Source organism: Paenibacillus marchantiae, from assembly GCF_028771845.1.
Classification (GTDB): domain Bacteria; phylum Bacillota; class Bacilli; order Paenibacillales; family Paenibacillaceae; genus Paenibacillus; species Paenibacillus marchantiae.
Window position 1 is genome coordinate 5,501,997 of record NZ_CP118270.1, and the last position, 13,464, is coordinate 5,515,460.

11 protein-coding genes are annotated in these 13,464 nt (G+C 43.6%); 1 reads left to right on the forward strand and 10 read right to left on the reverse strand.

The window, feature by feature from the left end; genetic code table 11:
* Positions 1–41: 41 nt before the first annotated feature.
* From PTQ21_RS24715 to PTQ21_RS24755, 9 genes are all read right to left on the reverse strand, one after another.
* On the reverse strand, positions 42–440 hold the full coding sequence (locus tag PTQ21_RS24715; protein WP_072733340.1) for a RidA family protein: 399 nt from the start codon (positions 438–440) through the stop codon (positions 42–44).
* Between the two features lie 313 nt (positions 441–753).
* Positions 754–2,196 carry a 6-phospho-beta-glucosidase gene (locus tag PTQ21_RS24720; protein WP_072733341.1) on the reverse strand — a complete coding sequence of 481 codons (1,443 nt, stop codon included), beginning with the start codon at positions 2,194–2,196 and terminating at the stop codon, positions 754–756.
* 34 nt (positions 2,197–2,230) lie between these two features.
* Positions 2,231–4,141, reverse strand: a complete 1,911-nt coding sequence (locus PTQ21_RS24725) for a beta-glucoside-specific PTS transporter subunit IIABC (protein WP_063563112.1) — start codon at positions 4,139–4,141, stop codon at positions 2,231–2,233.
* Between the two features lie 366 nt (positions 4,142–4,507).
* Entirely contained in the window at positions 4,508–5,347 is an 840-nt protein-coding gene (gene licT / locus PTQ21_RS24730; RefSeq protein ID WP_274570566.1) for a BglG family transcription antiterminator LicT, read from the reverse strand.
* Positions 5,348–6,034: 687 nt separating this feature from the next.
* Positions 6,035–6,340, reverse strand: coding sequence for a hypothetical protein (locus PTQ21_RS24735; protein WP_063563113.1), 306 nt, complete (start codon positions 6,338–6,340; stop codon positions 6,035–6,037).
* A gap of 21 nt (positions 6,341–6,361) precedes the next feature.
* On the reverse strand, positions 6,362–6,922 hold the full coding sequence (locus tag PTQ21_RS24740; protein WP_090807272.1) for a DEAD/DEAH box helicase family protein: 561 nt from the start codon (positions 6,920–6,922) through the stop codon (positions 6,362–6,364).
* 179 nt (positions 6,923–7,101) lie between these two features.
* Positions 7,102–8,190, reverse strand: coding sequence for an acyltransferase (locus PTQ21_RS24745; RefSeq protein WP_274567477.1), 1,089 nt, complete (start codon positions 8,188–8,190; stop codon positions 7,102–7,104).
* A gap of 151 nt (positions 8,191–8,341) precedes the next feature.
* Positions 8,342–8,869 (reverse strand): GNAT family N-acetyltransferase, encoded by a 528-nt coding sequence (locus PTQ21_RS24750; RefSeq protein WP_274567479.1) that lies wholly within the window; start codon positions 8,867–8,869, stop codon positions 8,342–8,344.
* Positions 8,870–9,011: 142 nt separating this feature from the next.
* Positions 9,012–11,723: an alpha-L-rhamnosidase gene (locus PTQ21_RS24755; protein ID WP_274567480.1), complete on the reverse strand. Its 2,712-nt coding sequence runs from the start codon at positions 11,721–11,723 to the stop codon at positions 9,012–9,014.
* Positions 11,724–11,860: 137 nt separating this feature from the next.
* On the opposite strand from PTQ21_RS24755, the gene PTQ21_RS24760 reads away from it, so the two are divergent.
* Complete coding sequence (locus PTQ21_RS24760; RefSeq protein WP_079693973.1) at positions 11,861–12,742, forward strand: AraC family transcriptional regulator; 882 nt, start codon at positions 11,861–11,863, stop codon at positions 12,740–12,742.
* 31 nt (positions 12,743–12,773) lie between these two features.
* On the opposite strand, the gene PTQ21_RS24765 is transcribed toward PTQ21_RS24760, so the two are convergent.
* Positions 12,774–13,367 (reverse strand): 5' nucleotidase, NT5C type, encoded by a 594-nt coding sequence (locus PTQ21_RS24765; protein WP_063563119.1) that lies wholly within the window; start codon positions 13,365–13,367, stop codon positions 12,774–12,776.
* Positions 13,368–13,464 lie beyond the last annotated feature (97 nt).

Genomic DNA, 13,464 nt, shown 5'->3' on the forward strand with positions numbered 1-13,464 from the left:
CTTCTATCGAAGCTCCATGGTTTAAAGAAGTTTATTTGGTTCTACACTTTTGCTGCCCATATTTCGATTTCAATTTTAATTTCGGGTAGACCTAACTCCGTAATATATCCAATTGTCATCGCAGGATAATCCTGACTAAATAATTGTCCCCACTCAGCGTATAAGAAATCCCAATCGATCTTCTCCGTTGCCCATACGTTAACTTTGATAATATGTTCAGCATCTAAATGCTCGGATTCGAGTACTGTTTTAATATTATTGAATGTATTCGTGACTTGCTCATTCAGACCGTCCGGAAAGTGTCCGCTACGATCTGCTCCAATTTGACCCGATGTCACGAATAACTCTGCATTCCTCGGAATTCTTGTAATATGCGTGTACTGTCCTACAGGAGCTGGCATATTAGCTGGATTTTTTCTAGTAATTTTGTCGGTTTTCATGTTGATTACCTCGTCATTCTTAAGATTTTTCTGCGATATTCCCTAGTTTTCTTCCTCATTTGGGCACACTTCTCCCTTGGAATAGATTCTAGAAAAAGACAGCAGTGGAGTATCCATATCCCGGAGATATAAACGCAAGTGATTTTTTCTTCATGATTGGATGCTCCTCCCTTCTTAAGTGACAAGATTCTCTTGATCTTTTCATTATATATATGAAACAAATTATGAGTCAAATTCATCCCTCATAAGCAAAGAGCAATCCCGTGTCAACGAGACTGCTCTTTGTAATATTCGAAAGGGACTACACCTGGAGTTAAAAATATTGCGCTCCATTATTGGCAATAACCTCTTTGTACCAATGGAAACTTTTCTTTTTCACTCTGCGAAGTGAGCCGCTTCCATCATTGTTCCGGTCTACATAAATGTAACCGTAACGTTTTTTCATCTCCCCTGTACCCGCGCTGACCAGATCAATTGGTCCCCAGCTCGTGTAACCCAGAAGCTCAACCCCATCCTGAATGGCTTCAGCCATCTCGGCAAAATGACGATTCAGATAATCAATGCGGTAATCGTCTTCAACGATGTCATTGTCTAGTAAAACATCCGTTGCACCAAGCCCATTTTCCACAATAAACAATGGTTTGCCATAGCGATCATACAGCTGGTTACAGGTAATTCGAAGACCCTTCGGATCAATCGTCCAGCCCCATTCGGAAGCTTGAAGATACGGGTTCTTCACTGAACCAAACACATTACCTTCGGTCGAATCCTTCAAAATCTCCGGATCGGTACTTGTACAGCGGCTGGCGTAATAACTGAATCCGATATAATCGACTGTATTCTGCATGAGAATATCTGCATCTTCCGGCTGCATATCAATCACAATTTCGTGTTCTCTGAAGAAACGCTTCGTATACCCAGGATACGCTCCTTTGGACTGAACATCGATAAAGAAGAACGACTCCCGATCCTGCTCCATGGCTTTCCATACATCGTCTGGATTGGAAGTGTACGGATAGACCATGCCTGCTGCTAGCATGCAACCAATCTGTGCACCTGAAATGATCTCGTGACAGGCTTTCACAGCCAAAGCACTAGCAACCAATTCATGATGCGCTGCCTGATAGAGAACCTGCTCTTTATTCTCACCTTCCTGGAGAACAATACCCGCTCCAATGTACGGAAGATGCAGCAGCATATTGATTTCATTAAACGTCATCCAGTATTTCACCTTGTCCTTGTATCGATCGAACAATGTCTTGGCATAAGTCTCAAAGAAACCAATCATCTTACGGTTCTTCCACCCGCCATACGTTTCGACCAGATGTACAGGGACATCAAAGTGACAGATTGTGACCACAGGTTCAATATTGTACTTCAATAATTCGTCGAAGACATCATCGTAAAACTGCAATCCCGCCTCGTTCGGCTCAGCGTCATCGCCATTAGGGAAAATCCGTGCCCAGGCTACAGAGAGCCTGAAGCACTTGAATCCCATTTCCGCAAATAGTGCGATATCTTCTTTGTATCGATGATAGAAATCAATCGCTTCATGCGAAGGATAAAACTCGCCATCTTTGGGCTCATATGAATTGAGATTTCCCAAAGCAATCGGGAAGCGATTAGCCCCCGTGGGGATCAGGTCAACCGTAGTTAACCCTTTGCCACCTTCAAGATAGGCTCCTTCAAGCTGGTTCGCGGCCGTTGCTCCTCCCCAGAGAAAATTCTCCGGGAAGGCTGTTAATTTTTCATACATTCACGTCTACCTCCTATCCATAATGAACGTTCATTTAACCGAGCACTGTAAGCAATTTGTCTTTCTCTTTCACAGATGCATCCTTCGTGCCTACTACATCCAGATAATTGGACGTGTTCGTAATAATAATCGGTGTAACCGTCTCATATCCGGCATCCTTGATCGCTTGCAGATCAAATTCCATGATCAGATCGCCCACATTAACGCGGTCGCCATCTTTTACATGAGCTGTGAAATGCTGACCTTTCAATTGCACAGTATCCTGTCCGATATGAATCAGCATCTCAACACCATCATCAGTGACAAGTCCAATGGCGTGTTTGGTGCGATATACCGTTTGTACGACACCCATGATTGGAGATACGACTCTGCCGCTGGTTGGACGAATCGCAATCCCTTTACCCATATGCTCTCCTGCAAAGGTAACATCATTGATCTCTTTCAGTTCAACCACTTCACCAGCCATTGGGCTGAAAATTTCATATCTGTTGTTCGGGTTTGGATCAAGTACAGGTGTTGGCGCTGGAACTGCGTCTGCTTTGTCTTTGAAACCAACAACATACGTAAGAACAAAACCAAGGATGAACGCAACCGCTGTAGCTACAAGAGCCATGTAGAACCCGGAATCAACGCCTGTTTTTGAGTTGATGAAGGTCGGATAGCCGAATACGCCAAGTCCGCCAAACATGTACATTTTCGATCCGAATAATCCTAGAATTCCGCCTCCAATACCACCTGCGATACAGCTCATGATAAATGGTTTTTTCAGTGGAAGTGTCACACCATAGATGGCTGGCTCAGTTACACCGAAGATCCCCGAGATGAAAGCTGGAATACTTAATGATTTCAATTTGGCATTTTTGGTTTTTAACATAACGGCGAGTACTGCACCAATTTGGGCAAAGGAAGCGGCGAAAGACATCGCAACCACTGGGTCAGAACCGGACGTACTCAGGTTCAGAAGCATGACTGGTACGAGTCCCCAGTGAAGACCAAACAATACAAACACTTGCCACAAACCGCCAATGACCAAACCTGTAACGAGTGGGCTTAATTCATAGATTCCTGTTGCTCCCGCACCAATCAATTGACCTGCCCATGTGGATATTGGACCAATTACAAGGAATGTTGCAGGAACGATAACCAGCAGTGTGAAGAATGGAACCAGGAACGTACTAACCACTTTAGGAATAACATTTTTGAAGAATTTCTCTATTTTCACTGCAAAGAATGTAGCGATAATGATCGGAATAACTGATGATGAGTAATTCATCAGGATTACAGGAATACCCAAGAACGTAATGTGAATTGGTGATTCAAATAATGTACCTGCGAACAACGTATACAGTGGATCACCCGCAGTCAAACCGGACAGCGTAGGATATACGAGTGTAGCTCCAATCGCCATACCGAGGAACGGTGAGCCGCCAAATTTTTTGATGGCCGTATAACCCAGGAATACCGGGAAGAAGTAGAACAGACAGTCGCCCGTTGCATTCAGCAGATGGTACGTACCTGATGTGTCCGCTATCCATCCGAAGGACAAAAACATGGCTGTAAAACCTTTGATCATCCCCGTCGCAGCCAGCAGTCCAAGCAGCGGAGTGAAGACACCAGAAATCATATCAATAAAGCGACTAAACAAACTCCCCTTGTTACCAGAACTTTCCTGTTCTTCTGGAACCTGGCCCTCAGCAGGCAGATTACCAGCTTTTACAACAGCTTTATATACATCCGGCACTTCATTGCCGATTACGACCTGATATTGTCCACCACTCTGCATGACGGTAATGACACCCGGCAGATTTTTAAGTTCTTCCGTTTTAGCAACGCTTTCATCTTTGAGTTTAAAGCGCAATCTCGTTACGCAATGGAATACACTGTTTACGTTTTTAGCTCCGCCTACACCAGACAAGATGTCTTTGGCCAGTTGATCGTAGTTCATAGTAATTCTCCCTCTCTAAGTAGACTCCCGATGCTTGTGAAACAAAGAAAACCTGAACTACTGAACATACACAACGCACCGAAAAATCCGGAAACAAGTCGTGATATTCAGCAATTCAGGTTTTGCCCTTAACGGTTGCAACCCTGTAAGGCTGTACACAGCGATATTCAGTTGTAGCATTAACAACTTCATCTTAAAGTAAGTTGCAACCCATCTTTACGGACCCAGAGTGGTCGGAAGTATCGGAATTGCCTGATTGAACAGTTACAATCCGATTGATGTATGCGCTTACTTTATGGATTCATAATATAATAACTTCTAATCTTTTGCAAGCGTTTTTTTAAGAATCTTTATTTTGTAATATCGTTACTCTGAAGTGGCATGCACCACACGCTCAATATGAATGGTTAAATACATCATTTCTTCGTTAGTCAGTTGATACGTGTAGTTATTTTCAATGAATTTTCTAATCTTCTCCGAGCACTTGTGCGCTTCAGGATACTTTTTCTGAATCATCTCGAATAACTCATCGTCGTTGTTGCTCTTATAATGATTGCCTTTTACCAGCCGTTGGGCGAAAAACTTCAGATGAGTCACAAATCGATAATAATTCAATGAGTTCTCGTCAAAGTCCATTTTGAAATGATATTTGATGATCGTCAAAATCTCCTGCATGACCTGAGTCATGCTTCGGATGTTAGGCATCTCTTCGTTAAGTGCTGCATTTACAAAATGAAGTGCCATAAACCCCGCCTCATCTTCCGGCAAAAGCACACCAAACTGATCACAAATCATATTTAACGCTTCCAGCCCTACCTCATATTCGTCCTTGTAGAGTTGCTTGGTCTCCCACAGCAGTCCATTACGGATGGGCAGATTGTTACGATAACGTTCAATGGCAAAATGAATATGATCCGTCAGATGCAGATAGATACTCTCGTTTAGCTTTTTCCCAAGCTTCAGCTTGGCATAGGCAATAATCTCTTCAGACACTTTCATGTATTCCAGTGGTATGCTCGCGATTAATGCCTTGAAATTTTCCTGAATATTTTCATTCTGTAAAGTAAATATCTTATCAATATGCTGCTCCGACACCTCATCGCCGGCTCGCTTCTGAAAAGCAATTCCCCGGCCAATAACGATGACTTCACGTTCATCTTTAATCGCAACTACAGCATTATTGTTTAACACCTTCTCGATCTTCACTTTATCCACTCCAATATACAGAAAAAGGCAAACCGTGCCTTCCATGAGGTCACTGGCCTTGCCCATTTCACTTCAATGTTAACTATATGTGCGTTCATGGTATTACATTTTTCTACATTGTGCAACAAAAAAATCGATGATGCTTTCCACCTAAAAAAACACTTTCTGATTGCATAAATGAATCTGTTTATCTGCTTTGTATTTTTTTCTGTTTGCGAATAATCATTCTGTATCTATCTACCTTCCCATTATAAGCACTCCCTTAGCATGACGCCTTATCCAGGGAATTATACTTGCACCCAGAGCTCCAGATCCAGAATTTCAATACCTGTCTGTATTAGATCTGTATCATTCAGCCTACTCCTCGCCTTCCACTTCGTCCATTAATAAACCAAAATTTATAGATACGTTCATGAACATTTTCGCGCCAGTTCAGATAAAAAGTGCTTGCACTTATTCACTATATTTTGGCTAATATGCTTCTTGAAATTCTGTTGAATTCGGATCATAAATAAACAAAAAAGCCCTCCTTAGAGGAGGACTTAATGTGTCCGAATGATGAAAAATTGCATACAAAAAAAATTAATTATCATTATTTCGTCACGCTTTTCTCACTTTTTTGCAGACATATATCATCTCTCGAATCCATTGGCACTCTATTTCTTCATTTTTCGTGTAGTCGGTTCATCATGATTTATTCTTTTTGCTTTCCTTCTCCAGTTCTGCTTCGATTCTTCGATTAATGATCTTCAACTGGTCCGAATCCAAGTGTTCGATATCCGTTAACTGTTTATCGATCTGGTACTCTTCCGCTTCGCCCTTGTGCATCAATCCTAGATGATGCTTGATGGATCGAATATCCTCGCGCATACTCATGGTCTGACGATAATTGTCTGCAACAAGTGCAAATATAATCGCGCCTGCCAGAATCGTACCATATGGCATCAGAAGACACAGAACAAATCCTACTATTAAAGCCAAAATGATATACATGCTTTTCCCCTCCACTTTCAATTACAGTTTGAATCGTTCTTGGATTAGCTGTGCCACGTCTTTCGGGCTCTTGTCAGTGTTATTAATCCGAATATAATGCTCATGCGTAATTTCTCCAGGCTCGGAGTTCAATCGATATTTCTCCATACTCGAAAGCAGATCCTGCTCTGACCATTCGACATTACGCTTCGTTGCTTTGTGCAGCAGCCGATATGGGCTCTTGTTACGCTCCAATCGTTCCGCCAGATCAGCCTCCAGTTCAACATAACATACCTCTGCACCTCTGGACTCAAACAACGCACAGACTTTGCGAATGTACTCCCAATCCTCTTTCATATCGAATGCCCACACAAATGTAAAAATCAAACCGGGCAGCTCGCTCTTCGCCACTTCTTCAAAAATCTCCTGACGGAACAGATTAACAAGTCTCTTTCCTTGAGGTGTACCATAACTGAAATAAGGTGACACCAATTCAATCGTCATATGATTGTGAAACAATTTCAGATCGGTGATCTTCTCCAATTCCTGACCCACCGTCATTTTCCCTACAGCCTGTGGACCAAAAATAATGATGAACTTCATTCCACCACTCCTGACATTAACAACATGTATTCCATTACTTGAATTTTATGGACATTAGTCCATAATAACGCCTCTTCGACAAATAAAAAAGAGATTTCAAGTCACCCGCTGAATGTTCAGGGCTTGAAATCTCTTTTTCGGTTTTACTTTATATTCATCGTTACACAGTCTGCCAAACGTTAACGTCCGATCAGAACCCATCCCCACTTCATTCGACGAAGTCCCATGGCAATAATCCATGAGAGCAAAATCGCCACAACATAAGACAGCATAATACCAAGACTGAAGTGTGGGGCGAGTTCCACGGTGAGTTCTCTTCTCCAGAACAAGAGCACTAATGGGTGTATTAAGAATACACCAAACGCCACCGTACCCAAAGAGTTCAGAATGCGAGTTGTCCGATTAGATCCATTCTGTTTCCATGCACCTATTCGTTCACATACGATCAGTAAGAGTAAGCAGGCTGAGAGAGTAAACAGATTACGGAATAGAAATAGCAACGTATAGGTTAGCGCCGGAGTTGCGGCGAAAGCCGTTTTTATATAAGTATTACCGTAAATAAACACTGCTCCTCCGCTCAACAATGCAGCAATCAGCACATAACGGTACGAGAACAATTTCTTCAAAGCCGCATCGAAGTTCAACCCAATCCATGCACCGAATCCAATAACAATTAGGTAACTGGGCAGCAAACTCCCCATCCGTGAGAAATGAAACTGCAAATGCAACGCGTAAAAAACAGCCTGCGTAGCAATAAAGAACAAAGGTAAATATCGATTAAACAAACGATAACGTGTTAACGATAGAAGTATTGGAAACACCACATAAAATTGCAAAATAATCAGAAAAAAATATAAATGCGTGTGTGCAGTACCGGTTAACAATTGCTCCGAGAACTGCTTCACATGTGCCAGAGGTTCTTTGCCTGCTAGCCATTGTTTGACGATAAAATAAATGAGTGACCAGGCCAGATAAGGCACAAAAACATAAAATAATCGCTTTTTATAAAAAGCGGGCATCCAGCCCTTTTCCTTTATCTTGGAGCTGTAATTGTAGAACAACACCAATGAGGACAGAAACAGGAATGCAGGTACGGCGAATTGCAGAAAGCTGTTCCAAAAATAATAAAAGTTATGATCCAACGTGTGCTTGGGATAATGTGCAACTGCTGTTGAAGTCGCATGAATGGCGACCACTGCCATAATTGCAAAAGCACGATAGAGATCCAGATACTCAATACGCCGGGGCCGATTAACCGGTTGATTCATAATAAAACCTCACTTATGCCTGATAGGATGATAGTTTCCGGCCGCAATCCAGATTCTAACCTTTATTTTAATCAGCAGACGTGGGTATTACAATCATGATCTATATTATTTTTGTTAAATTACAACAAGATTCAGCATTATTCGACATTAGCTATTTACTTATCCAGAACCGCTCAACGATATTCCCGTCAGGTTCTACATAGTCTTGATCCTGGATGCCCCCGTTACGAAGAATAACTCTTCTGGATGCCTCATTATGTGCGTCACATACGACTAATACTTTGGGAATCCCAAGATCTTTGGTAATTTCCAAGGAAAGCTTGAGGATCTCTGCACCGTATCCGTTTTGCCTCTCGCCTGGACGAATTCCATAACCAATATGCCCTCCGCTATGGAACAGCTTCTCATTCAATTCATGTCGTATATTTACGACTCCAACAACTCGATCACTCTCCGTCACGAGCCAGTATGTACTGTCCCTAACCCAGCCCTCAGGAATATCGATGCCTTGTTCACTGCGTTCCAAAAAAGCTAACATCTCTTCAAAAGGATAGGGCTCTTTCGAAATGACCCACGGTACCATTGATTCTCCGCTTGCAACCCAGTCTTCATAAAATGCTGCATACGTTTCTTTATATTCAGCTGAAGGTTTGACTAGTCTAACTTTTTCTTTGCTCATTCTAAATACGTCCTCCTTACTCATAATGTCTCTGTCCAAGTAAAAAAAAGAGAACCTGCGTGTGCAGATCCTCTACTCGGTCCAGCTTTCGCTATTATATTAGTTCACGATCCTGCTTGCTTATTCCTCTAATGCACACCAGTTATACTGATTCCACCTGTTGTGCGTGCACTTCCTGATCTGCTTTAATTACCTTGTATGTGAATTGATAGCTTCCTGATCCCAGAGCAATTCGTACATCTGATCCCTGCGTTTGAATTTCGTGAATGTCCGCTACTTGGTCCACAGCTTTTCCGTTCTCCAGAACTGTCTGTACATCTGCTCCAGGAAGAAGGAGCGTGCCTGTCGTATTGGCAGGAATGGTCACACGAACCTCCATCTCGTTATTATCGCGGCGATACCAGTTGGATGTGACAGAACCGTACATGGTCTCGAAACTCGCTTCGACCCACTCCAGTCCTGGTCCTGGTTTGGGCTCGATGTGTACGATGCGGAACCCGGGCTGTTGCTCATCTGTGTTAATTCCGGCAACATAACGATATAACCACTCCCCTATGGCGCCGTATGCATAATGGTTGAAGGAATTCATGTCTGCACTCCACAGACTGCCATCCTCCCTGATTCCGTCCCAATGCTCCCAAACCGTAGTTGCACCTTGTGTCACTTGATATAACCAGGATGGATAGTCTTCCTGAAAGAGCAGCGTATAGGCCAGATCATGATTTCCCGTATCACTCAATACCGGATTCAGATAAGGTGTTCCAACAAATCCGGTGGTTAAGTGGTTTCCAGCGTCCGCAACCAGTTTTCCCAACTGATCAATGGTACGTTTCCGAGCTGCAGAATCCAATAGGTCAAAATGCAAAGCAAGTACATGGGCAGTCTGAGTGGGAACTGCAAGTTTGCCCGCAGGTGTCACAAATTCATCTTGAAAGGCAGCAACAATGTTGTCATGCAGATTATCAAAATAAGTTACATCTTCCGCTTGCCCTAACACCTCAGCCGCCTTCCGTGTTAGAGAAACAGAATAGGCGTAGAATGCAGTTGCTACGAAATCCTTATCTGTAGCCCCAATATAGCTGTCCGGCTTGGAATCCAGCCCGAGCCAATCCCCGAAGTGGAAGCCAGTATTCCACAAGTAAGGATTCTCTCCTTGAGCATGAATGTAATTAATCCAGCGCTTCATGCTGTCATATTGCTCGGCCAACAGCCTGACATCACCGTACATCTCGTAGATCGTCCATGGACAGATCACCGCGGCATCCCCCCAGGCAGCGGAAGAATGATTCGTATCCCCCCATCCGTCTGACGTGGAACTTCTCAAATCAGGAACGTAGAAAGGAATGCCTCCATCCTCCCCCTGATCCGCCTGCAGATCCCTCAGCCATTTGGTGAAAAAAGGCGCCGTATTCATCAGGTATGAGGATGTTCGTATAAACATCTGCGCGTCTCCCGTCCAGCCCAGCCGCTCATCACGCTGCGGACAATCTGTCGGTACGTCAACGAAATTCCCTTTTTGCCCCCACAATATATTGTGATGAAGCTGATTCACGAGTGGACTGGAGCTTTTGAAATCACCGGTTCGCTCCATATTGGAATGCAGAACTACACCTGTGAAATCCTCATGCCGAATCTCATCCGGGAATCCAATCAACTTCACATAACGGAATCCCTGAAATGTGAAACGTGGCTCGTACGTCTCTACTGCACCGCCTTTTAGGGTATAACGAATGCACTGAGTTGCCCCACGCAGGTTTTCAGTGTAGAAATTACCCTGATGATCCAATATCTCGGCATGTAGCAACTCAACCGTATGCCCCGTTTCACCCTGAATTCTGAATCTCACCCAACCGACCATATTCTGTCCCATATCCAGCACACGTTCCCCCAGTGGAGTTGTAAGCAAAGCGATAGGTTTAATTTGCTCTATTGGCGTTACGGGAACGTTCTCTTGTGCAACAATAATCTCCTTCGAGTAATCCAGCACACGTACTGGCGACCATTGGACTGAGGATGAATCTTGCCATTCGGATTCCATACGTGCATCATACGTTTCCCCCATATAAATGTCCGAACTGCGAATAGCGCTGGGGGAACTCTTCCAGTTTCGATCCGAAATAATACGTTCTTCTGAACCATCGGTATAATGAATATGAAGTTCCAGCAGCAAACCTGCATTCGTTCCGTATATCTTCTGCTTTTTCTCCCATCCCAAATGTCCTTTGTACCAGCCATCTCCCAGATAAGCACCGAGTATATTCTGTCCATTCTGAAGCCGATCGGTAACATCATAAACCTGATATTGCAACCGCTTACTATAACTGGTCCAGCCCGGGGTGAAGTACGCTTCGCCCACTCGCTGATTATTCAGATGAAGTTCGTACAATCCAAGTGCAGTCACATATATTCTGGCCGAAGCTACAGGCTTTTTCAATTCAAACGAGGTACGCAGTCGTGGGCAAGACTCATCCTGCTGAGAGGAAGGATCGACTGTGATCCACTCCGCCTGCCAGGCATCTTCACTACCCATGAATCCCGTCTCGAAATACGCTGTCTCCGACCAGTCTGATTCATCTCCTGCACGTTCCCAGGCACGAATGCGATAATAGTAGCGGGTTCGTGCTTCGGGCACCCAGTGCTCCAGTTCAACATGAATGGACTGATCAGAGCTTTTTTTGCCGGAATCCCACTCCATCTGAGCAAAATCTTCCGTCCGTGACAACTGAATTTGATAATCTGACTGTACACAATTTCTGTGATCGGATTGCAAATGCCAGCTTAATCTGGGTGACGTGATATCTAGTCCAATCGGATTTACTCTATACTCACAACGCAGATGACTTACGGTCAACATCAGAGAAACATCCCTTTCCATCGTGTTTTCCAATTCAAGGTTACGATATAATTATATCGATTCTGTGATCGGAAATACCCGGTAATGAGGACAGTTTAACCCGGTAATCTGGTCATTCCAACTAAGGAGGCTATTCCGTGAATCCAACCATACAGCTGTTCAAGAGTGAATCCTTTTTCCAGAATAATCTGAAGCTGTTCGTGAACCGATGTTCCGAGGATTTTATGGTTCCCTTTCACGCACACGAGTTTGTTGAGTATAGTTATGTGGCAGAAGGAAAGGGCTTTCATCACATTGGTGACGATATTATTCCGGTACACAAAGGGATGTTATTTGTCATTCCAGTCGGCGTTCCTCATGTATTCCGCCCAGCTACTGCGAATGTATCAGAGCATCCACTCATTATCTATAACTGTCTGTTCAATTCCGAACTGATCCACACCCTGTCCATTATTATTCAGGAGCAGGAGATTCGAAACCATCTGACAGACCTGGAAAAGAATCGGGTTCCTTATGTATCCATCACAGATTACAGCCAACGGATGGAAGAATTAATGGTAAAACTGTACCGCGAATCTGCCGTTCCGGGAATCGGCTCTTCCACGATCCTGTATACGCTTGTTAGCCAACTCGTCGTGACGACTTACAGACAGATCCATCAAGCTACCTGCAAAGAGAAGGAAAATGCGACTGATATGGAACATATCCTTCATTACCTGGACCAACATGTTAACGAACGAATCCGTCTAAGCGAACTGGTGAGTATTTCTGGTTGGAGCGAAAGACATATTGGGCGCATGTTCGTGACCCATACCGGGCGGACATTTGGTGCTTATCTACAACATTTGCGCATACAAAAAAGCTGTGAATTGCTGAAGAATTCACAACATAAAGTCAGTTTAATTGCTGAACTTGTAGGTTACCGGGATGTAGATTCATTTTACGCTGTCTTTAAACGAATTACGGGAGAAACCCCGCAGAGCTATCGCAGGAACTTCAGAACTGAACCATTGAATTAAGTGTTCCTGCCTTCCGTTCCTTTTCCAGGAATCATCTCTGTAGCGAATCAAGCTTGCTATCTGCATGTTCTGTTTCAAGCAGACGATCTACATAAGCCTTTGCACCTTTCCAAGAGGTCATTAACGGAAACTGATGCTGCTCCCGTTCGTTTATATTCCAAGGATGAGGGATACAGATGACTTTTTTTCCGTCATTCATCGCGGGTATCAGATTATGTGCTCCATCATCAATTAACAGATCGAAGTTAATCAAGTTTTTCCGTTTACAGGTTATAAACTGTTCTGGAGATATGTATGGCATGTGCTTCTGAAGCCAATTCCACTTCTCCACAACCGTTTTGGGCTCAGCCGCCGTTAGGATTAGCAGATCATAGGCTTGATGGAGCTTTTCCACCTCTTCTACTACATATTCATCGTAAATCTCCAGTTCCTCAAACAGCCCTGGCCGACCGTAAAATACATCATGTGTACATTCCGGATGGCGCATATGGGATGTGTCCCAATGTATCATATCCTCATATCGCAGCGGATGGGTTGGGAAGTTGATGTTGTTATGATAGATGGCTCGCTTGACCAGATGACATATGGTGTCATCCATATCTACAGCAATAATAGGTTTCTTCATCTTTATCCCCTCCAATAGGATCACAGTATATCATCATCGTTGTAACAGCGCTATCCTTTTTGAGCTCAAAATAAAAAGCGGCCCCTGCGCCGCAATA